29 protein-coding genes and 1 pseudogene are annotated in these 25,805 nt (G+C 43.9%); 12 read left to right on the top strand and 18 right to left on the bottom strand.

The genetic code is table 11. The features are described 5' to 3' along the window. Nucleotides 1-362: 362 nt before the first annotated feature. Nucleotides 363-770 (bottom strand): ADP-ribosylglycohydrolase, encoded by a 408-nt coding sequence (locus WBR25_RS09625; protein WP_236272542.1) that lies wholly within the window; start codon nucleotides 768-770, stop codon nucleotides 363-365. A gap of 823 nt (nucleotides 771-1,593) precedes the next feature. Here WBR25_RS09625 and WBR25_RS09620 point away from each other — a divergent pair. Further along, nucleotides 1,594-2,442, top strand: a complete 849-nt coding sequence (locus tag WBR25_RS09620; protein WP_236272543.1) for a GGDEF domain-containing protein — start codon at nucleotides 1,594-1,596, stop codon at nucleotides 2,440-2,442. Between the two features lie 40 nt (nucleotides 2,443-2,482). Here the strand turns inward: WBR25_RS09620 and WBR25_RS09615 are convergent, their stop codons facing one another. From WBR25_RS09615 to WBR25_RS09595, 5 genes are all read right to left on the bottom strand, one after another. Then, nucleotides 2,483-2,932 carry a TIGR02642 family protein gene (locus WBR25_RS09615; protein ID WP_265344155.1) on the bottom strand — a complete coding sequence of 150 codons (450 nt, stop codon included), beginning with the start codon at nucleotides 2,930-2,932 and terminating at the stop codon, nucleotides 2,483-2,485. Nucleotides 2,933-2,986: 54 nt separating this feature from the next. After that, entirely contained in the window at nucleotides 2,987-3,175 is a 189-nt protein-coding gene (locus WBR25_RS09610) for a hypothetical protein (RefSeq protein WP_236272544.1), read from the bottom strand. Between the two features lie 121 nt (nucleotides 3,176-3,296). Beyond that, complete coding sequence (locus WBR25_RS09605; protein ID WP_236272577.1) at nucleotides 3,297-3,356, bottom strand: DUF1367 family protein; 60 nt, start codon at nucleotides 3,354-3,356, stop codon at nucleotides 3,297-3,299. Between the two features lie 476 nt (nucleotides 3,357-3,832). Beyond that, a complete protein-coding gene (locus WBR25_RS09600; protein WP_041235162.1) occupies nucleotides 3,833-4,243 on the bottom strand; it encodes a hypothetical protein in 411 nt (136 codons plus the stop codon). A gap of 222 nt (nucleotides 4,244-4,465) precedes the next feature. Continuing rightward, the gene (locus tag WBR25_RS09595) at nucleotides 4,466-6,106 is read right to left on the bottom strand and encodes a methyl-accepting chemotaxis protein (RefSeq protein WP_236272545.1); all 1,641 of its coding nucleotides are present in this window, start codon (nucleotides 6,104-6,106) and stop codon (nucleotides 4,466-4,468) included. A gap of 390 nt (nucleotides 6,107-6,496) precedes the next feature. Here WBR25_RS09595 and WBR25_RS09590 point away from each other — a divergent pair, with 390 nt between their 5' ends. Next, a complete protein-coding gene (locus tag WBR25_RS09590; protein WP_236272546.1) occupies nucleotides 6,497-7,123 on the top strand; it encodes a heme-binding beta-barrel domain-containing protein in 627 nt (208 codons plus the stop codon). A 47-nt stretch (nucleotides 7,124-7,170) separates the two neighbouring features. Here WBR25_RS09590 and WBR25_RS09585 read toward each other — a convergent pair whose 3' ends face one another. After that, entirely contained in the window at nucleotides 7,171-7,626 is a 456-nt protein-coding gene (locus WBR25_RS09585) for a DUF6979 family protein (protein ID WP_236272547.1), read from the bottom strand. A 622-nt stretch (nucleotides 7,627-8,248) separates the two neighbouring features. Here WBR25_RS09585 and WBR25_RS09580 point away from each other — a divergent pair. Both WBR25_RS09580 and WBR25_RS09575 read left to right on the top strand, forming a co-directional pair. Beyond that, on the top strand, nucleotides 8,249-9,307 hold the full coding sequence (locus WBR25_RS09580; RefSeq protein WP_236272548.1) for a heparan-alpha-glucosaminide N-acetyltransferase domain-containing protein: 1,059 nt from the start codon (nucleotides 8,249-8,251) through the stop codon (nucleotides 9,305-9,307). A 13-nt stretch (nucleotides 9,308-9,320) separates the two neighbouring features. Beyond that, entirely contained in the window at nucleotides 9,321-10,550 is a 1,230-nt protein-coding gene (locus WBR25_RS09575) for a DUF1214 domain-containing protein (protein ID WP_139411711.1), read from the top strand. A 42-nt stretch (nucleotides 10,551-10,592) separates the two neighbouring features. On the opposite strand, the gene WBR25_RS09570 is transcribed toward WBR25_RS09575, so the two are convergent. The 7 genes from WBR25_RS09570 to WBR25_RS09540 all read right to left on the bottom strand — a co-directional run bounded on the left by WBR25_RS09570 (nucleotide 10,593) and on the right by WBR25_RS09540 (nucleotide 14,592). Next, nucleotides 10,593-10,961 carry a hypothetical protein gene (locus WBR25_RS09570; RefSeq protein WP_224970025.1) on the bottom strand — a complete coding sequence of 123 codons (369 nt, stop codon included), beginning with the start codon at nucleotides 10,959-10,961 and terminating at the stop codon, nucleotides 10,593-10,595. A 189-nt stretch (nucleotides 10,962-11,150) separates the two neighbouring features. Further along, a complete protein-coding gene (locus WBR25_RS09565; protein WP_429096699.1) occupies nucleotides 11,151-11,966 on the bottom strand; it encodes an alpha/beta hydrolase in 816 nt (271 codons plus the stop codon). A gap of 51 nt (nucleotides 11,967-12,017) precedes the next feature. After that, entirely contained in the window at nucleotides 12,018-12,359 is a 342-nt protein-coding gene (locus WBR25_RS09560) for a hypothetical protein (RefSeq protein WP_258720579.1), read from the bottom strand. Nucleotides 12,360-12,374: 15 nt separating this feature from the next. After that, nucleotides 12,375-13,061 carry a cytochrome c biogenesis CcdA family protein gene (locus WBR25_RS09555; protein ID WP_479749901.1) on the bottom strand — a complete coding sequence of 229 codons (687 nt, stop codon included), beginning with the start codon at nucleotides 13,059-13,061 and terminating at the stop codon, nucleotides 12,375-12,377. 5 nt (nucleotides 13,062-13,066) lie between these two features. After that, nucleotides 13,067-13,474, bottom strand: coding sequence for a thioredoxin family protein (locus WBR25_RS09550; RefSeq protein WP_051773344.1), 408 nt, complete (start codon nucleotides 13,472-13,474; stop codon nucleotides 13,067-13,069). Nucleotides 13,475-13,614: 140 nt separating this feature from the next. Continuing rightward, nucleotides 13,615-14,049 carry a DUF417 family protein gene (locus WBR25_RS09545; protein WP_429096702.1) on the bottom strand — a complete coding sequence of 145 codons (435 nt, stop codon included), beginning with the start codon at nucleotides 14,047-14,049 and terminating at the stop codon, nucleotides 13,615-13,617. A gap of 9 nt (nucleotides 14,050-14,058) precedes the next feature. Further along, nucleotides 14,059-14,592, bottom strand: coding sequence for a carboxymuconolactone decarboxylase family protein (locus WBR25_RS09540; protein ID WP_115523136.1), 534 nt, complete (start codon nucleotides 14,590-14,592; stop codon nucleotides 14,059-14,061). 103 nt (nucleotides 14,593-14,695) lie between these two features. Here WBR25_RS09540 and WBR25_RS09535 point away from each other — a divergent pair, with 103 nt between their 5' ends. From WBR25_RS09535 to WBR25_RS09525, 3 genes and pseudogenes are all read left to right on the top strand, one after another. Beyond that, the gene (locus WBR25_RS09535) at nucleotides 14,696-15,517 is read left to right on the top strand and encodes an AraC family transcriptional regulator (RefSeq protein ID WP_115545162.1); all 822 of its coding nucleotides are present in this window, start codon (nucleotides 14,696-14,698) and stop codon (nucleotides 15,515-15,517) included. Nucleotides 15,518-15,885: 368 nt separating this feature from the next. Beyond that, nucleotides 15,886-16,230 (top strand): hypothetical protein, encoded by a 345-nt coding sequence (locus WBR25_RS09530; RefSeq protein WP_139429091.1) that lies wholly within the window; start codon nucleotides 15,886-15,888, stop codon nucleotides 16,228-16,230. 151 nt (nucleotides 16,231-16,381) lie between these two features. Beyond that, nucleotides 16,382-16,513 (top strand): annotated as a pseudogene (locus tag WBR25_RS09525) (HNH endonuclease); the annotation flags it as partial. Between the two features lie 148 nt (nucleotides 16,514-16,661). On the opposite strand, the gene sodC reads toward WBR25_RS09525, so the two are convergent. The 4 genes from sodC to WBR25_RS09505 all read right to left on the bottom strand — a co-directional run bounded on the left by sodC (nucleotide 16,662) and on the right by WBR25_RS09505 (nucleotide 20,197). Next, nucleotides 16,662-17,177: a superoxide dismutase [Cu-Zn] SodC gene (sodC, locus tag WBR25_RS09520; protein ID WP_429096704.1), complete on the bottom strand. Its 516-nt coding sequence runs from the start codon at nucleotides 17,175-17,177 to the stop codon at nucleotides 16,662-16,664. Nucleotides 17,178-17,208: 31 nt separating this feature from the next. Further along, a complete protein-coding gene (locus tag WBR25_RS09515; RefSeq protein ID WP_429096705.1) occupies nucleotides 17,209-17,739 on the bottom strand; it encodes an ankyrin repeat domain-containing protein in 531 nt (176 codons plus the stop codon). 115 nt (nucleotides 17,740-17,854) lie between these two features. Then, complete coding sequence (locus tag WBR25_RS09510) at nucleotides 17,855-19,360, bottom strand: catalase (RefSeq protein ID WP_479749747.1); 1,506 nt, start codon at nucleotides 19,358-19,360, stop codon at nucleotides 17,855-17,857. A 540-nt stretch (nucleotides 19,361-19,900) separates the two neighbouring features. Next, nucleotides 19,901-20,197: a hypothetical protein gene (locus WBR25_RS09505; protein WP_479749746.1), complete on the bottom strand. Its 297-nt coding sequence runs from the start codon at nucleotides 20,195-20,197 to the stop codon at nucleotides 19,901-19,903. 371 nt (nucleotides 20,198-20,568) lie between these two features. On the opposite strand from WBR25_RS09505, the gene WBR25_RS09500 reads away from it, so the two are divergent. The 5 genes from WBR25_RS09500 (at nucleotide 20,569) to WBR25_RS09480 (ending at nucleotide 25,441) form a co-directional block, all read left to right on the top strand. After that, nucleotides 20,569-20,949 carry a hypothetical protein gene (locus WBR25_RS09500; RefSeq protein ID WP_139459218.1) on the top strand — a complete coding sequence of 127 codons (381 nt, stop codon included), beginning with the start codon at nucleotides 20,569-20,571 and terminating at the stop codon, nucleotides 20,947-20,949. A gap of 76 nt (nucleotides 20,950-21,025) precedes the next feature. Then, nucleotides 21,026-21,415, top strand: coding sequence for a hypothetical protein (locus WBR25_RS09495; protein ID WP_265060886.1), 390 nt, complete (start codon nucleotides 21,026-21,028; stop codon nucleotides 21,413-21,415). Nucleotides 21,416-21,954: 539 nt separating this feature from the next. Continuing rightward, complete coding sequence (locus WBR25_RS09490) at nucleotides 21,955-22,149, top strand: hypothetical protein (protein ID WP_265060887.1); 195 nt, start codon at nucleotides 21,955-21,957, stop codon at nucleotides 22,147-22,149. Nucleotides 22,150-22,255: 106 nt separating this feature from the next. Further along, nucleotides 22,256-22,831: a hypothetical protein gene (locus tag WBR25_RS09485; protein ID WP_139459213.1), complete on the top strand. Its 576-nt coding sequence runs from the start codon at nucleotides 22,256-22,258 to the stop codon at nucleotides 22,829-22,831. Between the two features lie 3 nt (nucleotides 22,832-22,834). Beyond that, nucleotides 22,835-25,441: a TIR domain-containing protein gene (locus tag WBR25_RS09480; protein ID WP_139459211.1), complete on the top strand. Its 2,607-nt coding sequence runs from the start codon at nucleotides 22,835-22,837 to the stop codon at nucleotides 25,439-25,441. Nucleotides 25,442-25,805 lie beyond the last annotated feature (364 nt).

Below are 25,805 nucleotides of genomic sequence, written 5' to 3'. Positions count from 1 at the left end.
CATCTCGAGCAACATGAGCAAAACAGCACACGCGGGCAACGAGCCAACATTCTACTTTCACGTTTTTCAATATGTATTTTTTAATGGCTTGATTTATAAGGATTTATTGTTATAACTCTGATGAGAGTGGTACACAATTGGGACGTGGTGAAATTTGAGGGGCATTGCTACAGATAGTAACACTCTTCGACTGAGCAACTTAAACCGACAGGATTTCATCCATTTTTACCGTAAAAGAGCCAAGCCAGACCCGTCCAGCTGTTTCATTTTTGAAACACCACATGCAGAAGTTCGTGGACATAAACTGCAGAAGTTCATTTTACTTTTATATTTTAATCACTTACTGAGGCATTCAAACAATCTCACTCGAGCTTGAAAGGCTCACCCATGTAGAAAGCCCCCACCAACAGACCATAAACAAGCCGCACTCGCTCATCCCGCCCCAGCAGTAAGCCGAGCAATACCTCGCCGCTGGCCGAATCGTCCCCATGCCAGAAGCACCAGAGAGCGGCTTCTACCACATCCAGCCAGCTGGCATGGCCCAGCTGATTGCGAGACTTGCGCCGCCAGCTACCACGCACCACCGAACCAGTATTCGGGGATCTGGCCACCAGCGCCCGCTGCTTCATCACGCTTGGTGTGAGTGCATCCAGCTTGGCCTGACGACTACCACGCCCTCCCCGAAGCAATATGTCGAGCAGTAATGCCAACAAGCGCAACGCATCCTGATCTTCAAAGCTGGCATCCTCTCCCCAGCAAATCGGAAGCACCCGCCATCAATTGCTCACAAGCGGATCTATCAGACGGTCTTAACACCCGGGGCAACCAGCAAGGCAACGGACTTGTCATTGCCGGTATTTCGGTCGCTATAATTCACCTTAACTCAAACACTCATAGAGCTAGCGTCCGGTTAGCTTCTCTCAACCCACTGTACAGATCTAGTTATCACCTGACACAACAACAAGCGGCACAATCTTGGTCCCCCTATAGTGACGCCACCTATCTCCCCCTCCCCTCCAGAAACGACAAAGCCCGCACCAGGCGAGCCAGAAATGAAAAAGACCAAGGTCACGGTGACTCTGGTCATCTTTAAGCAATACTAACGCTGGGACGGCGGGGTGAATTCAACCAGAAGCATTAATCACAACATGGTCATGTTTGCCGCTATCTTGCTCATCTATGCATTCAATGTATCTCTGCAACATATTTTTTAAAAAAAATTAAGGAACGGTCGTCATCAATGACAGTACCTCGCAAACATGGCTGAGCGCGAATAGCACGGAAACGTTACAACAACAGTAAGCTGTTTAAAAACAATGGACTATATGAATGATAATTTCCGTTCTTCTCTGATGTAGTCAACTTGGCGATAAGCTATGCTTGATATCAATCATATCAGCTGCGCTAGATCTCTGCCTTAGAACCGTGCATATTGCCCCACTTAATCTGCCGTCATAGGTAGCCTTAATTATCCCTGCTCATGTTGTTGTATGTGAAGGCTCCTCCTAAGGCACTAAACAGATTAGCGATGTGTGATTGTTGCAAACAACTACACTTGATGTTACGGGAATGGTTATTAATAACGGTATCTTCATGAGCAAAACAGCAATAAACTTTTCTGATGTTTTTATTAAATATTTTCCTGGTTTTCTATCAGTAAGGGACAGCAAACACCGAATTGTCTATATAAATGAACCATTTAGAGAATGGGTTGCAAGTCTCACAGATATGAACATTATCGGTTTAACGAATGATGATATCTGTGACTTAGTCGATGGCAATGTCGCAAATGTATTTGCCCAATGCCATGACTTGACTCTAACATATATGGATAACAATGAAGAATCCAACAAAATCATGTCGTTTAAATTTGACGATAACGTGCATTATTTTGATGTCACAAAATTTAAGAGTGTAGTGGAGGATGAGGTGTATATATTCACCTTAGCAACAGATATAACTGACTCATACAATGAAAAAATGTTGTACCAAAAACAAGCTAAAACGGACCCGCTGACTGGAATTTATAATCGAAGTATTCTAGAAGATCTACAATTAAAATCAGATAACCTACTGATTTATATGGACCTTGATAATTTCAAATACATCAACGATTCATTTGGTCACTTAGCAGGTGATAAAGTTTTGTGTGATGTAGCCAATATTTTGAAGCAAACCTTCCGGCATGATGACTACATTGTAAGAATGGGGGGTGATGAGTACCTTATCATCATCGACTGTACTGAAGATGTAGATGTGAAAGAGGCATTGCAAGAAATCGAAATACGATTCAAAACCAAATTCCAAAAGAATTATCCTCAGCTGTCATTTTCATTTGGCTATAACCGCTTTGAGTCCGACATAGATACGACCTTAGATATCATTGACAGGAAAATGTATAAAAACAAAGCAACCAAAAAAAGCAACGCCTACATGAGTTAAGCACAGTGACCACATGGGAGCTGACACGATAGGAAGAACCTCACTCCATGACCATTTCCCGAACCTGCCGCTCCATAGCCTTAGTGAGATCTGACGCTTGGTAGATCACCTCATCCACTATCCTCTCAGCAGATAGTTGTACTTCCCCTCCGAATCGACGGGAGACCAGAGCAATGTCAGGGGCCACACGCCCGGTACCATGACAATTAGGACACTCGCCACCGATTCGTAGCCGCCTGCCGGTTCCAGTGCAATGTGGACAACGCCAGGATATCAGCATCTCATCAACACAGCGACCATGCGCGGCATTTAGGATGGCATTACGCTTATCTAGCAGTCGCAGATATTCATGATCCTTACCGTGACGGTGAGCCCGCTTGGCCTTCTCCATTACCACTGCAGCACGGCGGCGCTCTTTGTCATAGTAGGGATGAGACAGAATTAGCCTCTCCAATTGCTCTGGCAGTGAACGTCGTAGCAGGATAGCCAATGCGCCCTACCTCCGCATTACACAGGCCATCATTGAAGTGAGCCTGCAGCGCCTCTATAGCTTGTTGTCGACCAGGTGATCAGCCATCAGATACTGCAACCCCTGGGGATTATCCTTGGAGGCTATCTGTAGCGCACCAATTAACTCGTCACGCCCAAGAGCGCTGAGGTTATGGGTGGTCGGTTCATGGAGATCTCCTTTTGGTGAAAACAGGCGCAGTGCCATTTCCAGTGTTTTGCTCATGGGGTGGTCCTCAAGTGATTGGTATTCCGGTCAAATGTTTTCAGCAACCAGGCGCACAGCTGGCCAGTTTTGATATGTTCAGGAGTAACTTCGATGACAGACCATCCAAGCAATGTGTAAATCACCCCTGCTCTGCTGGTGACACCATTCCGCCTGTAGGTTCCCAGTAATCGAAAGTCAGGTTGAGTAATGCGAAGAAGCGACGATAAAAGCAGGATTACGGGGCCCGCTTCCTTTGGCTTGAATAAACTAGCTAATGGATAATGATCGGATAGCTTCCGCATAAGCTGGGGTGGAAGGAACCAGCACGCCGCCAGACATTTTCAGCAGAGTCAGCTCCATATAGTGCTAATAAAGACTGGTCTGGTTTGAAGAATTTTAATATTCTTGGTCACGCTTGGCCCTTTTTAGGTTAATAGCCGGATGGTCTAGTTTCGGCATAACCATGGTAAGGCCAAAGTTTGATCAATGTCACGCACCAGTAATTGTGATATTATTGTGTTAGCGAGATATAGAAAACAATCGAGTCTAATCGGATTGATTTTAACAGAAAATAATTCATATCGGTTTTCAATCAAGCCCCAAGCATAATGCTCGGGGCTTTCTCTCAACATCGTGGAGCTCGCTACAGAATGGCCCACATTAACCTTATAAAGCTTAGCCACTAATTTTTACATAAAGCTTGAAATCATGCTTGGCTTTACTGCTTTTGTCTGCCCCCATCTGATAAACTCGAATGGTATAAGTCCCTTTCATCGGCAGCTCACCTTCAAAGCGGTCACCTTTCATAGCACCAGAGAACATGGCATCAGCAGTACTACCAGGAGGAAGGATATTAAAATATGTGTTGTACTTGGTGTCCAATGTCACAAGCATCTTCTGGCCCTTGTTGGCCGTTAACTTATAATCCAAGTTCTGATCACCTTTGATCGAACTGTTAATTGTTGTCTCCGACGTCCCTTTTTTAAACTGAACCTGCTGAGCCTTGCTATCATTTGCAGCAAATGCAGGCCAACTACTACCAAACAATCCAATCGAGCAGGCCAATACTAGCATCGTTTTTTTCACGTTATAACCTTCTTGTTGGGTGAGCCTCGCCAAATTTTACTGATTCAGAGATGAAGGTCTATCTGAAATTTACGTATAAGCTCTAATAACAAAAACAGTAATATCTATTGCTATATCTGTGGTTTCTTACAACCGTCAAACATTGAATAAGCGCCAGAACTTGTCTAATAAAAAACACTGGCTATCAGCCGGTGTTCATCAAAGACATATCCTTTCTCAGGCTTAAATGCGGAATTTCCTGACTACATCTTGTAACTGAGTAGCTAAGTGGTTCAAGTCATGGCATGCCTGGGACATCTGCTTAGCGCCTGCTGCGACTTCTTCCGAAGCATTGCTGATGTTGACCACGTTGCGATTCAGTTCTTCACTCACAGCCCCCTGCTCTTCTGTTGCGGTGGCAATCTGGATATTCATATGCGAAATACTGCTGACAGCACTGCTGATCTCTGCGATTGACGCCCCTGCTTCCCGGGCGGTGGTAACCGTTTCAACCATCATGGTCTGACTTTGCTGCATCGTGGCTCCCGCTTCATTCGCGCGTTCCTGCAGTTCGGAGATGATACCGTTTATCTGGGAGGTGGAGTCTTGGGTTCGTTTAGCCAGCGTTCTGACCTCATCGGCCACGACTGCAAACCCACGCCCTTGTTCGCCAGCTCGAGCTGCTTCAATCGCTGCATTCAGCGCCAGCAGATTGGTCTGCTCCGCAATGCTTTGAATTACCTCCAGCACCATGCCGATATTGCGGCTATCATCGCCCAGCTGGCGGATCACCACTGCAGTATGCTCTATCGCTTCAGCCACCTTCTCGATACGCACGATAGAGTTGTTCACTGTGTTACTACCCTGAAGGGCTGTTGTACTTGCCTGGGTTGCAGCACTAGCAGCATCGTTAGTATTGCGTGCTACCTCCTGCACAGTGGCCTGCATCTCATTCATAGCTGTGGCCAGTTGGTTCAGCTCATGCTTTTGACCATCCATATTATGGGCAGACTGCAAGGAAACGGCACTGATCTCTTCGGTTGCAGAACCGAGTTGAACCACAGAGCTTGAAACCTCATTGACGAGCATCCGCAAGTTGTCCTGCATCTCGTTCAAGCCCTTGGCCAGCATGCCGAGTTCATCATGGGAAAAGACTTTCATATCGAGCTTGCTGGTGAGGTTACCAGCAGATACCTGATGAATTTGCTCTAACAAAACCATGATCGGATTGCGGATCTGACGGATAAGTAGTAGAGCCGCCAGGATCACAAAAACCACCGTACCTGCACCCATTGAAATGCTGAGTGTCTTGGCGTTGTCATAAACTACCTTGTCATGAGCGGCCATCTCATGAGCAATCCGATCATTTTCTGCACGCAGACTCAAGGCATCCTGCCCAGCCTTTTCCAAGGCTTGCTTAGACTCGTTATTGATAAGGGACTTTGTTTTGGTCACGTCACCTTGCTCAACGGCCGTCAACAGAATGGAATGGGCAGAAAAGTAATCCGATGCAGCTGCGACAAGGTTCTCGAAATATTGTTTGTCCCTCTCTGAGACAAAATCCATCTTGGAATATTGTTGTTGCGCAGCCTCAAAATCACGTTTACTGCTCTCAAAACGTTGTTTGTTGGTACTAATCGCACTCTGATCACTGTCTTGAATACCAATCAGCATGCTCAACTCAGCCCGGCGAGCATCAAGCAAGGCCGTATGCATTTGGCTTGAAGCTCGTATTGACGGAATGACGTTGTTAGTGATCTCGGTTGTATCACGGTAAATGTTCGATAGTTGGGTAACAGAAAACCAGGCAAATCCCAGCATCAGCACCACAAGGGCCGAAAAAACAGTTATCAGTTTATTGCCTATTGTCATTGATTTAAGCATCTGGTTATCCTTATTAACTTTTATGTCAACGTCTTATGTTCCACATTTAATATCGGCATCAAAAGTCAGCACCTTAACAAAAAACGACGACCCTAAACTAATAACATTTCAAACAATACATAGCCCTCTCCTACCTAGCAATAAAATCACCTAACCGTAAGTATAGAATATCGTAACTAAAAATTGATCTAGATTGGCATTGAGATTTTTCCGATATAACCATGAACATGTGTTAAATCAAATCTGGTTTTTATTACGAGTAAAAAACGAATCCGGCCTCACAAAAATCACATCACACAATTAAATATAATTGACCATCATCTACCGCTCTTTTTAAAATCCCCTGGCTTGCAGAAAATAATAAAAAGCTGAACCATACAGGAGTCTTTTATGAATAAGCTTGTAATACCCGCCATTTTACTTGCCAGCTCTACGCTGGCGCACGCAGATTCAGACACAACAATAAATGGCTTGGATTTTGGTCCCCTGGCACAGCTAGTGGGAACATGGAAAAGCACGGACAGTGGTGGTGTAGACGTAGCTCCAGGGCAAGAAGGGAGCAAGGTTGGTAAGGGTGGACCTGCGGTCGAACCGTACTATGAGACTTTTACCTTCGAGCCCGCTGCGGATGCAAAAAACGCCAGTGACCAATATTTAGTTGCGATGTATTACAAGCAAGAAGTATTCAGAAAAAGTGACAACGGTAAGTTTCATGACCAGCGTGGTTATCTGATTTACGATAAAAAAAATCAGATGATCTACAACTCATACTGCATACCTCGTGCTGTTTGTGTTGTCGTCGAAGGTAAAGCAGGCAATAATGTTGATTTTAAAACAGGGAAGCGTGGAATTGCTGAAAGTAGTTATATGTCAGCAAATGATTCAACAACTGACTTTATGATGTCGCTTGATTTCTCTGTTAAAGATCAGCTCAAGTATAATCAGACGACAAGTCTGCAAGTGTACGGTAAACCATTTGCACATTCTGATAGTGGTACATTAATTAAAATCAAATAATGTGAAGAGCCAAGGTGATTTTACCTTGGCTTTTTTAACTGCAAAATTCATATAGATTCCGTACACAGTTCCAGTTCATCAATAGACCAATTGGTATTCAACACATTTGCATACCATAGCGTCAAAACCACATCCATCTGATTGTTATGCTTCAATGAAGCTGCGGCATCACATGCTGCAATAACTTCTTGCCATAAGTCATCAGGGTTAATCGGTGTGGATTTATCTTTAGAGGAAAGGATGTCGATTGCTGTCGTGACATATTTCTTAGTTTTGATGGCTGTATCATAGTGGATTGGCATAATGCAACTGATGCTACCCAAGCTGCAGAGGGTCAGGAATGTTACCTTCGGGTTGTTTTTATACTGTTTTTTTTCGCCCAAGTCCTCTCCGAACGCTTCGAATATTGCCATATCCCAAGCAGTGATATGATCATAGTTGTTCTGCACCATTAAATGTACGGCCCTAAGTGCTGCCCCACCGTATTTTCCATAGATAATCATAGGCACCCCCAAATTTTCCACATCATATACCACAATTAGCAGGATGAGTTTTTTAATTATCTATTGCTGTTATCGATGAAATCTATTACTGACAACTTAAATTATAATAAAAATAGAACTTGACTTAGATCAAATATATTGTGCTATTAGGCTGCATTAATTGATGTTAATGTCAGAATAAACATATTGGAATATGAAACTGAAAGATGAATCATGCAATTCTTTCTCAACGAGCCCGAACACCTAGGGCTACCTCCCTACATACTCAGGGGCTAGACTGCCCCCCCCGACCTCAATTACTGCTGTTAAGCATTCCAACTCATTATGAGTCTGGCTAGTTTCAGATATTTCTTGAGTTACCACTAAGTAAGAATGCTACGGATATGCAACCTCCTTAACTAACTTTGTATAGAGAGCCCATACAGTTATCTTATGAATTACCAGGCGATACAGTAAGGAATCCTCATTCCTCCCTTTCTTTAAGCTGTTTCTGCTACCGCCAAGCCAGCTCAAAATCATAAATCTAATGACAATCTCATAATTAATCAACGATATGTAATCTCATATGGCGCTCAAAAATCTAATAACGTACAGTAGTCGAACACTTCACAGGGATAAATAAATGTCGAGTAAACTTCCATTTTTAGACTTGGCTCGCGGTTTGGCTGCAATATTTATGGTGTGTACTCATGTAGTGAGTATTAACACAAAGACTCAAATTGCAGAACATTCTATCTTTGGGAGAGTTATAACATTACTAGGTGAAGCCCCTGCCGCCCCAGTATTCATGGTTGTCATGGGGATTCTATACGCATATAAGAAAGAGCATCAATTTACGCACGATATAAAGCGCTCATTTTCATTGTTTGCTAAAGGGTACTACCTTAATTTATTACGATTAGCAGTCCCCTTTACCCTCGTCTTATTTTATATGCCATTTGATACAAGTGAGCCGGATGATAAATTAACAAACTTTGCCGATGATATCATCTCGAATTTACTTGTGGTTGATATCCTACAAGTCGCAGGCCTATCATATTTGATAATGGCGATAGTCAATAAATTACAACTTAATGATGTTTGCATAACGCTTCTGATACTATTGGTTTTGGTGTACTCCCCTTTTATATGGGGCCTTGGAACCTATGTTCCATTTTGGGGAAGGTTACTCGAACCATTATGGGGTATTAATGGGGAAATGGTTTCATTCCCTCTATTCCCATGGGTCATCTATCCATTGATTGGCATGATCCTTGGTAGAAGATATAGCAATCCACTTACACTAACAACGCAGGCAATGGGGTATCAGTTTGGCTTCGGTGTATTGTTATCCTTTATTGGCATACTCATATCAAAAACTAATATCTCATTTCACTTTGGTGATTACTGGAGAACCGGTCCTGGCGGATTAATATTATACATTGGTTTTATTATGCAATGGCTTGCACTCATGTTCTTTGCATCTCCATACCTTCATAAAGGTTTTTTGAACATAATTAGTTTTATAAGCACACACATCACCAACTTCTATATTGTTCAGTGGGTTATTATTTCAGCAAGCATTGTCGTGCTTGATCAATATAAACTTGATATAACCGAGTCACTCGTAGCTATTATCATAATAATAGCAATGTCGTTTTCAATTTGTAAAAAATTACAGAAGCACAATGTAAACTTATAGTAGGAGAAAACTTATGAAAATATTTATATATATGCTAGGTTTGGTTTTATCTAGTGGTGTCTTTGCAAAGGATAATCGAGATGGGATTGCCTATTCGATAATATCACTTAATCAAAAGATCATAGACTTCGACAATTCATTGAACCTTGATAACTCCATTCGAGAGCAAGGTGTAGATTTTCTATACGACAGCTTATCTCTTGCCAGTGAAGTCTTTATCGAAAAGGCCTCTATCGGTTCCCCATCATTCGTTGATTGGATCACTACATCACGTAAAACAGCCGGTGATAACCCTTGGACACGCTATCGCTCCACAATGATCAAAGGTGAGAGCAGTTATGTTTTAGAAGGTAAAATCGGAGATACGCTTTACCTTGGCATCCAAGTTTATACATTACGTGATGGAAAGAACGTGGCTCTTCCAGAAAAAAATGTTTCAACAGACAACATCAAAGTTGGGGATAATGGAACTTTCCGTATCGAGATCGGTCCTAGAGCTGCAGCAAATGGGATCACGACTGATGCCAATGACTACATGCTGATTGTTCGCGAGTATTATGCTAATGGAGCCGTTAGAAAAAATGCTCCAGCCGAGTTGATGATCAAACAAACTGATGGTGATTTTGACACTCCATTCATTGCCTCATCATCGGATCGAATTACACGAGCCAGTGCCTTTTTGACTAGTTTGGTTGAAAGCTCGCTTGACCTCACTTCCCAGATGAGTAAAAGCAAAAATACAAGTGCAGAGGTAAACCCTAGACCTGACCTCGTTCAAGCGCTCTTTCCCACCACTGATAATCGCTATGATGGTTTCTACATTCAACTTGAAAATGACAAAGCAATTAAATTGACAGGTAAGATACCTGCCAACTTAAAGTATGCATCCATCACATATTATAATCCTTACTATGCTACTGTTGATTATGAGAAGCATAAGACATACATCACTAAAGATGAATTGGAATTAAATGCAGATGGCAGCTACGAAGTCTATATAACCAAGTTTGACATCAAAGACAAAAAAAACCTCATCACTACTCAAGGATATAACGAAGGCGTTATATCAATACGATACCTTGGCAAAGAAGAACTTGATTTTGAAACCAAGGTTATCGATGTAAATGACATACCAAACAAGGACATTAAGAAGGATGACCGTAATGGTGGTGGCGGTTCAGTACCTGCTGAGTTATTAATTCTAGGTGCTATTTACATGGCAAGAAAGAGCTTGGCAAGCTGACATTAAGCATAAAGCCACCATTACCGGTGGCTTTATGCCACCTCAATACTGACAGGTATATGGGATTTCTGTTGTAAAGCTAATGACCTTTTCTACGGACACAACTGCATCATAATCTTCTGCAAACCCATCGTTCGCCTTCCCTTCATCAACACCATAAAATTCTATATAAACCTTCGGATACATATATCCACTCTCGGCTCTAATTTTGTTTGTTGCCTTTTCAACATCATCCATAACCTGGGGTTGTTTCGCATATAACCAAAAGTCCTTTCCCCCACCACAAGGGGTAAAAGCACTTACTTCAAATCCTTCTGAATAAACACCTCGCCAAGGCTTTTGTTCTGTGACCGAACTTGAGCAACCTGTAGCAAGTGAAGCAATAAAAACTGAAAATAATAGCTTTCTCATTGAGAACTCCAATTGAATTGAGGCTTGTAATTTTCTTTTATATCATATCACCAAGCTCCCTTAAAATAAAACTATGACAATCACCCTTACTTGGGTGATATCATTCTTCTGTCAATATCACATCGAACATATATAAATAAGACATCGGCTCAGGCCGATGTCTTATGCTTGCTAAACCACATCATTAGTTTACGTTTTGGTTAGCCATTCAATTACTTTTTCCCCTACAAGGGTCTCTTGGCCAGCAAACCAATGATTGGTACCTGGAGCGCATAACGCAAATTCACCCGGATTCATCGGTGCCTTATCTACAGGGCCATCAATTTTCACCAGTGGCGTGTATTGAGCCTTTTCTGCAGCATCAGCATAAAGAGTTGATGAACAGGCATCATTGGTGTGATGAACAAGTAAGGTAGGTTTACCAAGTTGGCTAAAGTCAATTGCTGAAAGCCCTGTGCCACCGGGCGCTTCCTGAGGAGCATCCGCAGGTTTTGCCGCAACCTTATAGCGAGCACTGAGCAAGACTGTGGCATCAACTTCACTTGCCAAAGCACGCGACACATAACCTGCCGAAACCGAACCACGGCTATGACCCATCAGCACAACCTTCGACTTTGGATACCGTTGCTTCAACTCTGAAAGAACTTTTCTCATATCAGTGAAATGTTCTTCAGATTGTCGAAATGACTCACCAAGGCCTTTGCGGTCTGAAGGTGTGTCGATAACCGCTACTGCAAATCGGGGAGAAGTGAAAAGCTCACGCTGTTTTTCTAAAAGGTAAAATTTCTCAGCTTCAGCTTTCCCATCTTTCATCTTCAATCCGATATTACCGTTAGATGAGGGGAAAAAGACGATAAGGAATTCAGGCTCCTGACTTTTCGCCTCCCACAGTAAAACTGGCTGGGTTACACCAGTTCTGGTCTCTAACTGGATCAATTCATCTGTTTTAGCCTGAGTTGTTAATGGCAACATCAACAATGGAATTAGTTTTATTATACTTTTCATCGAATGCTCCTTATTAACAGACTGCGGTTTAGGTGGCTAGCATCAATGATGCTAGCCATTACGGCCACTACCAATGGCGATTGGAATACGATAACTAATATCATGTTCGCCAAACTGGATGTTGATTTCACCACTTTGATGACGTGGGATCTTGATCATGCTCTTCTTCATAGTAAGCATGTCGGTGGAAATAACTTCACCATTGCTATTCTTGACAATTACTTGCCCCTTCATGAAGTTGTCATCTTTAAAATTCAAGAAGAGCGACCCTGGATTGTAGCTAACTATAACATTCGCTGGATCTTTCATTACCATATCCGATGCCATCGTACTGGCTTGAGCAGTATTGAGTATCAGCATGCTAGCGAGACCTGCAAGAATGATTTTTTTCATATGTATACTCCGTATTTATATGGATGTGACCCAATCAGGCAACCAATTTATCGCCCAAATCTCTAATATTTTATCGAATCCGGTGAATATCATTGTGCTCAACAAAATCAGAGCGATAGCCAGAATATATTTTCCATATCTTGCACTATTACCTATTTTTTTGAGCTGCACACCAGAGGCATAACCGATCCCCACCAGAGGGAGTGCGCAACCAACTCCAAAGGACAGCATGACAAAGAAAGCCATCACCATATTCTGCCCGGAAGATGCCAAGGCGATGGCTGTACCAAGGGTTGGCCCAACGCAAGGCAACCACACTAGTCCAAGCGACATACCTACAACGAGTTGAAAGGCAGCTCCAGATCCTTGCACATTTCCCCCTGGCATCCTGCTTACAAGCAGGGAGAGCCAGTAAGACATGCGATCGTTTAGTGCTGGCGTTAGCAACACTATGCCCATCAACAACATCAAGCTCGCCGAGAAGTACCTCAATATGTCTGGTGAAATCCCCAAGCTAAGCAGAATAAAGGTGATCAGGCTACCGGCAACGGCGAAGGTAACGCTGATCCCCACTGCCAGCAAAATGAGACCCGTGCGTGAGGCCTGCATGGCAGAGCTAGCCACTGGGGGTATCATGGGTAAGACACAAGGCGATAGCAGACTGAGGATCCCGGCCATAAATGCCAGAGGAATGGATGACATATCCATTACATGGCACTCTCAGCATCTTTCAGTACTTTGAAAATTTTATCTTCACGGGTTTCCGCCACGCTAAACCATATCTGTTTATCCCCTTTATAAAGCATCAGGGTTGATTGGCGAGGCGCCTTAAAATAAGTTACCCAATTTTTCTGTGTATCGAAATTGATAATGAGTTGATTTATTTTACTATTGGGGTTGTCCTTAAAGTATGAGCTAAGGACTTTGTGCTGAGCTTTGCATGTTGGGCACCAGTCAGCATGTACCACCAATAATGTCACTTGGTTTTGACGTTGAGCCTCTTTCCAAGCTTGCTCAGTAAAGTCCATGCTTTGTGCGTTATCCATTGCATGAGCAGTACTAAAAAAAAGACCAAAAACAAACGTCATAAAAATTGTGCGTATAGTTCTCTTCATCTTCTACCCTCACTTCTAGATGTTACGACTTACTTCTAAGTAGACCCGACTGACGAGTATTAACTTTCAAAGAATAAAAATTATTTTCTGGAGTAAGTCGCTAAAAAAAATGCGCCCGGGAGGGCGCAAAGGCATCAGTACTATTGAGTGGTGAGCAATGCTCGGCATTGATTCAAGTAGTACCAACTCACACCAAGGAACACGATATCCTTAAGGATGAAAAACTCAGTAACGGGGACGCCATCAACCAGTTTCCAAACACCCGGTAAGGTCAACAGGAAGCTCAGGGTCGCCACGAAGGTGACTACTGCACCCCAGCTACTCCAATAGCCGATGCGTGGCTGCCAGAGCCCGATCACCAACCCTGTGGCGATAACTATCTCAACCAAGCCGATCAGGTTGGATACCCCTTGATCTGAAAGAAGGCTATAGAGCCAGTTCATCAGAGGATGGCTTGCCACCAGAGGACGAATGGCTGCTGCTTCGGTTGGCGTAAATTTGAACATGCCAATCCAGAGCAGGGTCAGTACTACACCACCAAGGGCAACCAGAAAGCCTTTATCGTATCGCTGCATACAGACTCCTTAGAGGGTCAGGGCGACGATCGGGAAGTCGATCTCGGTGCCGGCAAGGTGATTGCCGTAGTTAGTCATGGTGTTGACTACTACCTGACCAAGCACCTCCAGCACTAACTCGTCATCCAGCCCGGCGTTGTAGGCATTATGTAGTTGCTCATCACTGACAACCCCCCGTTGGGTGACCAGCAAGATGGCTAGTTGCAGTAAGGCATGATCGACAGGATCTGACGCGTTACCTTGGCGGGCCTCTTTAATGTCTTCAGGCGTGAAGCCCATTTTGTCGGCCAACAGGGTATGTGCGGATAAGCAGTATTGGCATTTGTTGGCTTGGCCTATCGCGAGAGCCAGCAGTTCACGTTGGCGTGCGGTCAATCGCCCTTTGCTCAGTGCGTCAGCGAATGCCAAGAAGCCGTTGAACAGGGCTGGTGAATGGGCCAGTGTGGCATAAAGGTTGGGGACCATACCCAGGTTACGCTGCATGGCGGAAAAACTGGGAGCAACGGGCGGTGAAGGTTGGGTTACGGGTTGAATGCGGCTCATGGTAGTGCTCCTGTGGGTTCATTGAGGTGCAGAGGTAGTTTGCCGCGCATCGTGATATGGTTTATTACCCATAGTCTCTAAAAACTTACTATTCGTCTCAAATATGGATCCTCTTTCTGTTCTTCTGGCGCATACCACCCCACGCGCCCAACTGTTTTTCGCTGGCAACCTGTGCCAGAACTCCAATAGCCAAGACTATCCGGCGGGTGGCCATCTTCATTTGCTGCGAAGCGGTGAGCTCACTCTGTATCACGAGGGTGCGGAGCCGCACTTACTCACAGAACAAACACTGCTCCTCTTTCCGAGCGGGCTTCCCCACCGTATGGAACCCCGCCAACTGGGGGGATGTGACCTCGTGTGTGCCTCTGTATCTTTTGGCCAGGGAAGCACATCACCATTACAACTGGCGCTTCCTGATGTGTTAGTTCTGCCACTGAATGACATGCCAACACTGGCACCACTACTGAACATGTTGTTCGACGAAGCATTTGCTCATCGCTATGGCCAAGACCCACTCCTGACAAGGCTGTTGGAAAGCTTATTGATCTTGCTGTTGCGCCATATGGTGGAGAAGGGGCTCTGCCAAAAGGGGATGTTGGCCGGTTTATCGGACCCACGGCTGGCACGTGCGATTGCAGCTATGCATTTACGCTCAGAAGAAGGGTGGACTGTTGCAACATTGGCACAGGAAGCCGGAATGTCCCGAGCCCGCTTTGCCGCACACTTTCAGTCACAGACTGGATTGTCGCCTCTGGGTTACCTGACCCAATGGCGGATGCTGTTGGCCTGCCAACAATTGTTGACTGGGGAATCAATTACTCAGGTTGCGCTGGGGGCAGGATACAGTGGTAGTGTCGCGTTCAGTCGGGCGTTCGAGCGGGAATTTGGAATGAGCCCTGGACGATGGCTCAAGGCAATACAGTGAATTTGAAGAGGATAATAATCCCGCAGTGTGAGTGGGTAATTAACTACGAGTGAGTGGCTCTACAGCAACAGTGGTAGTAGCGAACCTTCCTCTTATGCGAATGATACCTATGACCGCTATACAAGCTTTCTGTTGGTAGCGCATCAACCAATATCCCGCCCTGGTGCTATGGGAAACGGAACATCCGAGAAATAAGGTTGTGATAGTGAAACATAAGGAAGGACTGACGTACTGAATGAAGATATCGGGGTATCACCATCGCTCGATGAGACGACGTATCGGTTTTCTGGTCGCCTAAGACCAACATAAACGGCTCGCAGAACCAGACCTATATCATCAATCTCACGCTGAGCCTGCGCAGAGATATTGTGATCTCTTACGCCGATGGGTTTATCAAGGACTTTGGTCTGGTTACGGCACCTAGCAAAGAGAAATCCAAGCCCTCTGAATTCGGCAGCGCAGGCGATTCATGGTCAGATGCAGGCTGGGAGGTACCTATCGACTGGGAGTTGCTGGAACAGCCAATTAGTCCCAAGGACCATCTGGTATTGATCTCCCCCCTCCTCCATTCGAATAATTCGCCCTTGCAGGCCAGTGGTAATGGTAACCACGGTTGCTATCTGGCAAGCATAAGCGAAGCACTCAGCAACCTAGTGCTCTCATTGGCCAAGAGAATGAACCCATCTTTTGCTGATGACATCGAGCAGCACTAGGCCGAACTGGAAGGTGTGCAATCGAGGCAGACATCCAGACCTCGACCATGGACGCGACAGAAAAGTTGCAGCTCGTAAAATCGCGCCATGGCCAAGGCCTTTTCCGTACAAACATCGAGAAGTCGAGCCAGTTTGTTGAGTTACCGGAGTCACCGACAAAGCCCTGCTGATTGCCAGCCACATCAAGCCCTGGTCAGAATGCGACAACAATGCAGAATGCCTGTATGGGAGCAACGCCCTGCTTCTCTCACCTCACATAGATAAACTATTCGAGCGTAGCTGAATTACCTTCACTGACGCCGGCGACCTGCTGTGTGCCGACCCCAGCATCGAGCGGGCCCTGCAGCAGTGGGGCGTTGAGCTGCCAATAAACGTCGGCTGTTTTGACCCCAAGCAAGTCATTTACCTCGCCTATCACCGTGAAATTATATTCATGGGATGATACCGCATACAACTCTCGGTCCACCGCCACCAAGGGGGGCTGGATGATCTGAGTGGTTGTCACCACCTGCATGAATCATCAAAGCCTTACCACTCAGTTCCGCCAGGGTCAGGCGTGGAGCCAAAACTGGTTGAACAGCGTTACCTACCTCATCGACATAGAGAGGTGGTAAATCTCCCTTGTGGACATCATCTTGCCAGGGGGCGCCATGGCGCCCTGTTTGCTGGGGATCATAGTGACCACCCGCCGCGCCACCCGCAACGATTTGCCCATCCTTAATACTGCTGTCGCAGCTCCCGTTTGCGTGCACATGGAATCCATGCAAACCTGCAGGCAAAGAGGACAGTGCCGGAGTAAGGACTGCTCCATATGGACTTTCACTCAACTCTACTTGCCCAACGACAGCCCCGCTGGCCAGATCCTTCATCGTCACACTAGCTGCAGTGGCATTGACGCTTACTACCAACACCGCAGCAAGCATCACCTTACTCATTCGATTATTCATCTTTCTTCCCCTTGCTCTATTACATCGAGGATTAGTTACCCTCGATGTAATTGCCTTTCCCAGCACCAATTGCCAGAGCGCGAAACCGTTCGCCCTGTCCAAAATGTTCGGCAAACTGAGCCGCCGTCATCGTGCTTTTATCGGTAACAGGCTCATCAGCCCGTTTATCACTATCCCAATCACAATCAATGGCATATAGGGTTTTCGCAATACGCCATTCACCCTTGATCACCGCCCCCATTAATGCGGTATGACCTCGTTTGTCACGCAAGCAAGGGTCTGCCCCTCTTTCGAGAAGAGACTTCACTGCCTCCGATTGCCCTTGGTAAGCGGCAATCATCAGTGCGGTGTAACTCTGCTCATTGCGCTCATCGATCGGGAAGCCAGCTTTTACAAATTCATTCAGAACACTCACCTCTCCGCTGCGCGCAGCGGCAAAGAAATATTCTTGTAAGCTGGCAGGCTGCAATTGCTCCGCCTCTGTCGGCTCGCTACCCCAGGCAGGTTCAGACAACCCCACAAGCACCACAAGCAAACTCAGCAGCAAACGGTTAGGTACCATCCTGCACTCCTTCAACATAATGCCTGCAAGGCCCGGTTCATGATTGCAGGCAGGAACAAGTGGGCCCTGCAGGACTTACCGAGTTACCCCCACCGCCTGCCTGGCGGGGGCAAAATTAGAGTTTGCTCGCGAGTTGTTTGACCTGCTGCTCATCCCCCTTAACGGCACGAGTTAGGGCCATACCATATTCACTGTCTGCTTTGTAAAAGTGGGCCAGCATCTTGTGCTTCACTCCACTGTCACGCACAGCACCGAGATCGGCAGCCAAGTTGCGCACGAGATTAGTCTTTCCTTTAGCATCGAGAGAGCGATAGAAATTGCCGGCTTGGCTGAAGTTATCGGTTTTCTCGATCTGCTTTTGCTGAACTGTCCCCTCTAGCGCAGTCGTTACTGCACGCGCCTCTGCCACCATGGTCTTAGGTGCCTGGCTGCTCGGTTCATAGTTCACGTTGCTGATTGTATTGCCAATGTTCATGGCACCATCCTGGTTGTTACTCACAACCGGCACCAATGGACGGTTGATAGGCAACTGTTGATGGTTTGCTCCGAGACGGTAGAACTGGGTGTCACTGTAGGCGAACAGACGCCCCTGAAGCAGACGGTCTTCGGAAGGTTCGATACCAGATATCAGGTTGGCCGGAGCAAAGGCAGACTGTTCGGTTTCCTGGAAAAAGTTGTCAGGCATTCGATTGAGGGTCATGGTCCCTATCTTCTGCTCAGGGACCCCCTCCCACACCTTAGTAGCATCCAGCGGGTTGTAGCTAAAGTCGTTCAGCTGAGAGGGCTTTAACACCTGAATAGCCAGATCCCATTTCGGATAGTCGCCGGCCTTGATTGCACTGTACAGATCCCGGGTCAGATGGTTGAAATCCTGACCCTGCACCTTAGCGACCTGATCTAGATCCAGACTGCTCACCCCCTGCCGGCTGCGCCAGTTAAATTTGACGTAATGCACATCGCCCTTGGCGTTGACGAACTTGTATGCATGCACGCCGAAGCCATCCATTTTGCGATAGCTGGCTGGGGTACCGAGATCGGAGTAAACCTGGGTCAGCATATGAGTAGAGGCCGGATCCTGACTCATGAAGTCAAACACTCGGTTCGGGTCTTGAATATTGTCGACCGGTGAAGGCTTGAGAGAGTGGACCATATCGGGAAACTTGATGGCGTCACGGATGAAGAACACCGGTAGGTTATTGCCTACCAAATCCCAGTTGCCCTGGTCGGTATAAAACTTGGTAGCAAAGCCCCGTGGATCCCGGAGGGTCTCTGGACTATGTTGGCCATGAATAACTGTGGAGAAGCGAACGAAAACAGGGGTTTTCTTGTTCACGGTTGAGAATAGGCTTGCAGAAGTGAGCTCTGGAATAGCATGGGTCACTTCAAACTCGCCATGGGCGCCAGTACCTCGGGCATGAACAACCCGCTCGGGGATCCGCTCCCTGGCAAAGCGCTGCAATTTTTGGATGAGATGCACATCTTGCAGCAAGACAGAACCATTCTCACCGGCCGTAGTAGAATGCTGATTATCACCTACGGGCGCACCGTTATCGCGAGTGAGGACATCAGCTTGAACGTGCAATGCAAGGCCCGACATGAGAGCAATTGTCAATTTTGTCATTATTTTCATTTCTTCCCTTATTTTTTCTAGATTTATCCCTGCCTGCGTGCTCAATACTATGCCAACCATGCATTCTAAAAAAACGATTAAATACGATTAAATCGTTCTGTTTTTACGATTAGGTTTAACTGTGGCTGAAATGAGTGAGAAAGAAATAGGTCACCAACAAGGCTTTGTTGATTGATGGCCATATCTAACCTTGGTGTGAAAGCGACAATGCCGAGCGACTTGATGGCAATAACGGCCTATAGCCCTGCCCTCACATCGGCAGACTGTTTGGTGGTGAGTGGGTAACCGTGAGCGACCCCGGCTATTTGCAGTGCGTAGACAAAAAAGTATTGAGGCAATGGGGAATCAGCTCTCCCTCGATGTTGGAATACTCAACGTTAAACAACTCGAGTATCTCGCTTATCACAGAAGCAAAATATATCGGTCCGCACCAATCTCGGAGTAATGGGGAAATAGTCCCTCACCGCGGCATATTTGCTACCAGCTTTCTCAGCTTTTTGACCACAACTTCATCTTTAGGCTGAGGAATCACTACGACTTGGGTTTGGGTGGCTTGGGGAGCTTGGCAGGCTTGGGTGGCCCCATGGGCACCCTGGTGATTTTTATCACCCGAACCATCAGCATGGTCATGGCTTGCCCATCACTGATAATGCACTTTTCCCGTTTGAACTCTGAGGTAATCCGCGGGTGGGTAATTAGCTTGCGGAGAAGCCGTCCTGAAACTGGCATAGATAAATTGAACTGGTCACACAACTGCAGGCTGGTGATGAACCGGTCTTGCTGCAGCGCCCAGGCTGCGACCTCTTCAAAGAGTTCTTCTGTTGACATCCTTTCCCTCTCCAGTAAGAAGCGACTAGCTTCAGCTATCGTTATCCCTCTTGCCTACCCTGCCACTCGCTGACTACTGAGTTCTTGTAAAAGATACACCAAGCCCGATACCAACAGGACTCAATATGTCACCACCAAATCAAAATGTTAAATAGAATCGCTCACTTTTACCCATAATACATATTAACTTGCAGTTTATTACAAAGCTGAATCGCACCTTAATCAGTGATTGATTTTATCAAAAATATCAGAGCCAATTTTCTACTCAAGTAACAAAAACGACCACCCCACTGTTGATGACAATATTGTTAATTTGTTAAGCTAATCAGCGATTAGATATTACTTTCATCCACTATAGCTTGTGAGAAAAAATGAAAAATTCAGTGATTGCTTTAGGGCTTATTTCTTGTGTCGGCCTATCCGGTTGTGCCGGCATCATTAATGGCACAAGCGATAATATTACTGTTCGCTCTGCGAACCCTGACGCAACCTTGTATGTAGATGGGATGAAGATGGGCAAAGAGACAGTCATGTTCTCACAGAAACGTGGTAAGAAAACGATTCTGGAAGCAAAAGCTCCAGATTGCTCGACAGGTGTAGCACATACAGATTGGAAGTTTGATGGTACTAGCCTACTGGGGATTTTTATTGACTTTGGAATTCTAACTATCCCAATAGACTTCGCTACCGGTGGTGCAATGGCACCTGAGAAAACTATCTACACGGTTAACCCTATTTGTGCAGAGAGCTAAAACGGATACTTTTTATTAAACCAATAAAATGTGTGAGTTCGTTACATGCTGCTTTCTTAACAAAAGGGACTATGAAATGAAACAGATCCTTGTTGTAAATATTTGCCAGACATATCCGACAGGGCGCCCCGTAGAGTTTTGTGCGCGCTCGTCCTGGGAATTGGACGATGCAAAAGCCCCCTTCATTGATACCATCGTTGCAGTTTTCGAAAACCAAGTTAGAGCTGTAATTAAGGGGTGCACACTTGTTCCTGCTACTCCGGAAGTTGTTGGCAAGTGGTGGGATGAAGGATGCCGGGGCCGTTGGTATGCAGACGGGGGGACTGTATACGATGAAACGCAAGTGTTTACCGTACGCAGCGAATGTCCGCAAGTATATGCTCCGTTAGCCAGCGTGCAAGGCATCCGCTACCTGACTCAAGAGCAATTCAACCAGCTCCCTGATGGGAATATAAAGCTGAAATAGAAAGAGGCCCCTTTGGGGCCTTATTAGATTACCGGAAGGGATGCAACTAGCTAAAGGATTGCATCAAGCACTTGGATAATCTGCTGCTTCACCTGCTCATCTACAAGCCTCGCATTAGGCACTTGCTCCTTGGCGCTGGCGGCAAATCCTATGCTCAACAGGGTCAGTAACAGTATGCGTTTCACAACACATCCTATCTAGTTCTCTTATGGATACCACTGGTTCTACCACATCGATAATTATTAAATAACCCACCATTGATTAATTCATGACTTGCATCAAAAACATGTCTGATATCACAGAGTTAAGTGATAAATCGCTCAACTTTACGAGATTCGATTGGTAAGCTATTCGACTGGTGCCTATGTCTCACACAGAGCCTTTCGATGGTGAACTTCAATACCGTCAGACAACCGGTCAAAAGCAGCAATCTGGGGGCTGTAACCTAGGGGCGGTAGCCAACGCAACGCTCAGTGAGCCCTCCCTCACCACAACAGCATCAAATGGACTCGGTGCTAACAACCGACAAGGAGAACCCAATGGGTGAATGGTCAGAGTATTTTGAGGATTTTCCGGAAGAGAACCCAGCTAACTGGGTAAACGGAGAGTTCAACCCCCGCCTGGCCCAAGAAGTACGTAATCAAGAGGATCGGTTGAGAGCGACAACCAACAAGGCTCCTTCAGAAATCAACGCCGTCATCATGAAGACTTGGTTAGATTCTCAAAATCAATAAAGTTAATGTTAACCAAGGAGAACTTCTGGGTAAACCCTCAAACATGAATATATAGCTTGCTATCATTAAACATCTCACTCGGACATAATGCACACAGAAGTAAAACATGCAAAATATAACAGATGAAAAACTATCAGTATTAGCTAACCATTATCAAACCAGTGTACAAAACTTGAAAGATGACATAAAAACAAGAGATTGGTATTTTTCACTAGTTTTATTTATATTTGTCTGCATCTTAACTAGAATTGTTGATCTATCAACATTCACAATAATATTAGACAAAGCGACAACCTTACACACCTCGACATTGGAGAAAAATGTATATTTAAGATGTGCAATATGGAGTTCCTGTTTTTATTTCTTTATGAGATATGCACAGAAGCATATTACTATAGAGAGAAGCTATAATTACATAAAGATTTTGGAAAAAGAACTATCATCACACTTTGATAATAAAGTGTTCACCCTTGAATCTTTATTTTATAAGCACGATCGCTTTCTCACAAAAAAAATCAACACAATAACATTCAAGAAAATAATCCCATTTCTTATGCTTTTGATTTTAGCTCTTCAATTGCATTATATTTTTGAATCACAAATCAATATATTATCAACTATTGAATCTCTTTTGGTTTTTTCATTTGCTCTCTATATAGCATTCTTTTCATTTGAGGCATGAGTAATGGCAAACAGAAATTACAATGTATTTATTAGCTACTCTAGAGCAGACAGTGGAGTTAAAGATAATCTTATAAAGTATTTAAAACCTTACATAACCAATAAAAGGATGACCATTTGGCATGATAGAGAATTAGTTGCAGGAGATGTATTTGACTCAAAAATAAAAGATAAGCTCAACAACTCTGATATATGTATATTTATCTTATCTCAAGACTACTTAAACTCTGACTATTGCAGGGAAGTAGAGGAAGATTTAGCTCTAAGAAAGTTTGACACATGTGAAACAAATTCATTTAGAATAATTCCTATAGTAGCAAGAGACTGTATTACAGAATACACTCGACTGAACCAATTCCATATTCCACTTGATAAAAAACCAATATCTGATTTTCCTGACCCAACAAAAGCCTATGTGGCCATCGCAAAAGAAATAAAGGGTGTTTTAGATTTTCTTGATACTATTGAGGATTACTCTCCTAGTACCCCTAAGCTCAGCGGAGAAGTGTTAGATATAAGTTCAAACACGTATAATCATTATCTTAATGACCTAGGTTTCACTGTTCAAAAAAGTGGAGTTGAGAACATCTTCCTTGATGATCTTTTTGTTTACCCAGACTTCAAGAAATTAAATAATGAAATAGAAAAGACGGACATATTTATTGACTCTCGAAAAGTTATAGATAACGGTGATTTTTTAAACAAGAGGATTCTCATTCTAGGTGATGAACAGTCAGGAAAAACCACTCTATCTAAGATCATCTACAAACGAGCGATATCTAACGGACTTTTCCCTGTTTTAATTGAAGGAGAAAATATAAAAAGTGTTTTAGACATTGAAAAAACCATAACTAAATCCATAGAACATCAATATAGCAATGCTGAATTTTACCAAACCAGCAAATGTGTGTTAATAATTGATGATATTAATAAGTCCCCAATCAATGAAAGATTCAAAAGAACGTTATTAAGTAATTTAAATAACTCATACTCAAGCATCATTATTATATCAGATACTGTCTTACGAATGCAGGATCAACTAATGCATGAGTTGACAACATTTTCTTCCTATGAAATTCAATCTTTTGGCTCAAGAAAAAAAGATGAAATCATTGAACGATGGAATATGTTGGGCTTTCAAGAAACCGAAGACATTGCAGTTATTCAATCAAGTCATGACCATTTAGTTCGTAGCGTTGATTCAATCATGATGAAAAATATAGTTCCAAGCAAACCTATATTTGTAATCATGATTTTACAAATATTAGAAACATCAAATAACAATGACTACTCTTTAACGAGCTATGGTCATTGCTATCACTCACTTATAATCGATGCTTTCAATAGAGCAAGCATAAAAAAGGATCAGTTCGGTGATTACTTTAATTATCTATCTGAACTAGCATTCCATATATATACTCTTGGAGTAGAAAAGATATCTCACGAAGAATTATTAAGTTTTCAATCTAAGTATAGCGAACTTTACTTTATAATATCACATCAAGACACTTTTGATAAAATATTAAAGTCAAAGATAATCATTAAAAATTTCAATGATGAGTTCAGTTTTCAATATAAATATCTTTTTTACTTTTTTGTTGCAAAGCGAATTACTGATTGCGAGGACTTACTGGAACATGTCGATTCCCTATGCGATAAACTTCATTCCGAAAAGCATGCTAACATACTAATATTTATCACTCACCACACCAATAACAAATCCGTTATTAAAGGCATAGTTAAAAAAGTAGCAAACATATTCCCTAACGAAAAACCAGCCAAACTAAACGTTACTGAAGTTTCATTTTTAAATTCCTTTGCCGATAAGATTGACAAGATTGTTGCGATTAAAAAATCGATTGATGTTAATAAAGAAAGAAAAGATTCTCTTGAAGAGAAAGACAGACAAGAAAAGGAAGATTTACTTGAAAATGTCAATCATGATGACAATGAAGAAAGTGTTGAAGAGGTAAATAGGGATCTACTTGATGTAAATCGTTCATATAGAGCTCTAGAAATACTAGGACAAATAATTAGAAACAGAAAAGGCTCTCTTCAAATACAAGACTTAGACCACCTAGGGATTGAAGCTTACAGTGTAGGATTACGCTACTTGAATTATTATCTCGGTCTAACTCAGAGCATGCAAGGGGAAATTATTGAAGAGATACAACGACTAATTACAACGAAAAAAAGCTGGTCTACTGAACGCATATCTCAAGAGGCTCGTTTTTTTTACTGGACATTTAGCTATATTATGTCGCTACAAGTAGTTAGAAAGACAGCATTTTCAATTGGCCATAAGGATCTGGTGCCATTTTATGAAAAAATGTCTAAAAAGCTAAACTCAGAAGTCGCAAATCTGATAGAGATACAAATAGAGCTAGAGTTTACTAAAAAGATACCTAAAGCAAAAATATCTAATCTTTGGGAGCGGTTGGGTGATAACATTCTAACAAGACGACTACTCCAAGAAATTGTTGTTCGACACCTGCATCTTAACTATGTCGATTATAATGACAAGCAATGGTTATCACATAAAATAAAACTGTCTGTTGAGGATCAAGAGTTATATCAGACGAAAGTAAAAAGGATAAAAAACATAAGCTAATACCATTTCAAGCTAGACACCGGTTTTAACCGGTGTCACTTTTTATCATAAAAACATTGCCAGAAATTTACTTGCATGTATGACGCATCCTGATTATTAGAAAATCCCGTAATGCTGACGCCACACACGGACTCGGTGTTATTCAGATTAGGATCTCGTTTCACGATGATCGCCGGCCATAGCACATGTGGCTAATCGGCTTCTTACACAAGCTGCAGGACCGCCTACACGCATTGACGACTCTCCTAAGCCAAAGCCCTGCCATAAACGACAAGAACTCCTGTGGTAAGCACACTGACTTCCATCGCTAAACGGTGTCGCACCAAACTTGCTAACCTTTCTAGTTTCCTTCACTTCTCAACAC

This window comes from Aeromonas sp. MTB (assembly GCF_056632455.1).
The sequence above is the reverse complement of the archived record's forward strand: the minus strand, read 5'-3'. Positions and strand labels throughout refer to the sequence as shown.

What these genes read in the sequence shown, in the direction of transcription:
- WBR25_RS09620 (WP_236272543.1), top strand. Translation starts at nt 1,594, where the DNA reads ATGAGCAAAACAGCAATAAACTTTTCTGATGTTTTTATTAAATATTTT.
- WBR25_RS09610 (WP_236272544.1), bottom strand. Translation starts at nt 3,175, where the DNA reads ATGAGCAAAACACTGGAAATGGCACTGCGCCTGTTTTCACCAAAAGGA.
- WBR25_RS09595 (WP_236272545.1), bottom strand. Translation starts at nt 6,106, where the DNA reads ATGCTTAAATCAATGACAATAGGCAATAAACTGATAACTGTTTTTTCG.
- WBR25_RS09590 (WP_236272546.1), top strand. Translation starts at nt 6,497, where the DNA reads ATGAATAAGCTTGTAATACCCGCCATTTTACTTGCCAGCTCTACGCTG.
- WBR25_RS09585 (WP_236272547.1), bottom strand. Translation starts at nt 7,626, where the DNA reads ATGATTATCTATGGAAAATACGGTGGGGCAGCACTTAGGGCCGTACAT.
- WBR25_RS09580 (WP_236272548.1), top strand. Translation starts at nt 8,249, where the DNA reads ATGTCGAGTAAACTTCCATTTTTAGACTTGGCTCGCGGTTTGGCTGCA.
- WBR25_RS09575 (WP_139411711.1), top strand. Translation starts at nt 9,321, where the DNA reads ATGAAAATATTTATATATATGCTAGGTTTGGTTTTATCTAGTGGTGTC.
- WBR25_RS09570 (WP_224970025.1), bottom strand. Translation starts at nt 10,961, where the DNA reads ATGAGAAAGCTATTATTTTCAGTTTTTATTGCTTCACTTGCTACAGGT.
- WBR25_RS09565 (WP_429096699.1), bottom strand. Translation starts at nt 11,966, where the DNA reads ATGAAAAGTATAATAAAACTAATTCCATTGTTGATGTTGCCATTAACA.
- WBR25_RS09560 (WP_258720579.1), bottom strand. Translation starts at nt 12,359, where the DNA reads ATGAAAAAAATCATTCTTGCAGGTCTCGCTAGCATGCTGATACTCAAT.
- WBR25_RS09555 (WP_479749901.1), bottom strand. Translation starts at nt 13,061, where the DNA reads ATGTCATCCATTCCTCTGGCATTTATGGCCGGGATCCTCAGTCTGCTA.
- WBR25_RS09550 (WP_051773344.1), bottom strand. Translation starts at nt 13,474, where the DNA reads ATGAAGAGAACTATACGCACAATTTTTATGACGTTTGTTTTTGGTCTT.
- WBR25_RS09545 (WP_429096702.1), bottom strand. Translation starts at nt 14,049, where the DNA reads ATGCAGCGATACGATAAAGGCTTTCTGGTTGCCCTTGGTGGTGTAGTA.
- WBR25_RS09540 (WP_115523136.1), bottom strand. Translation starts at nt 14,592, where the DNA reads ATGAGCCGCATTCAACCCGTAACCCAACCTTCACCGCCCGTTGCTCCC.
- WBR25_RS09535 (WP_115545162.1), top strand. Translation starts at nt 14,696, where the DNA reads ATGGATCCTCTTTCTGTTCTTCTGGCGCATACCACCCCACGCGCCCAA.
- sodC (WP_429096704.1), bottom strand. Translation starts at nt 17,177, where the DNA reads ATGAATAATCGAATGAGTAAGGTGATGCTTGCTGCGGTGTTGGTAGTA.
- WBR25_RS09515 (WP_429096705.1), bottom strand. Translation starts at nt 17,739, where the DNA reads ATGGTACCTAACCGTTTGCTGCTGAGTTTGCTTGTGGTGCTTGTGGGG.
- WBR25_RS09510 (WP_479749747.1), bottom strand. Translation starts at nt 19,360, where the DNA reads ATGACAAAATTGACAATTGCTCTCATGTCGGGCCTTGCATTGCACGTT.
- WBR25_RS09505 (WP_479749746.1), bottom strand. Translation starts at nt 20,197, where the DNA reads ATGTCAACAGAAGAACTCTTTGAAGAGGTCGCAGCCTGGGCGCTGCAG.
- WBR25_RS09500 (WP_139459218.1), top strand. Translation starts at nt 20,569, where the DNA reads ATGAAAAATTCAGTGATTGCTTTAGGGCTTATTTCTTGTGTCGGCCTA.
- WBR25_RS09495 (WP_265060886.1), top strand. Translation starts at nt 21,026, where the DNA reads ATGAAACAGATCCTTGTTGTAAATATTTGCCAGACATATCCGACAGGG.
- WBR25_RS09490 (WP_265060887.1), top strand. Translation starts at nt 21,955, where the DNA reads ATGGGTGAATGGTCAGAGTATTTTGAGGATTTTCCGGAAGAGAACCCA.
- WBR25_RS09485 (WP_139459213.1), top strand. Translation starts at nt 22,256, where the DNA reads ATGCAAAATATAACAGATGAAAAACTATCAGTATTAGCTAACCATTAT.
- WBR25_RS09480 (WP_139459211.1), top strand. Translation starts at nt 22,835, where the DNA reads ATGGCAAACAGAAATTACAATGTATTTATTAGCTACTCTAGAGCAGAC.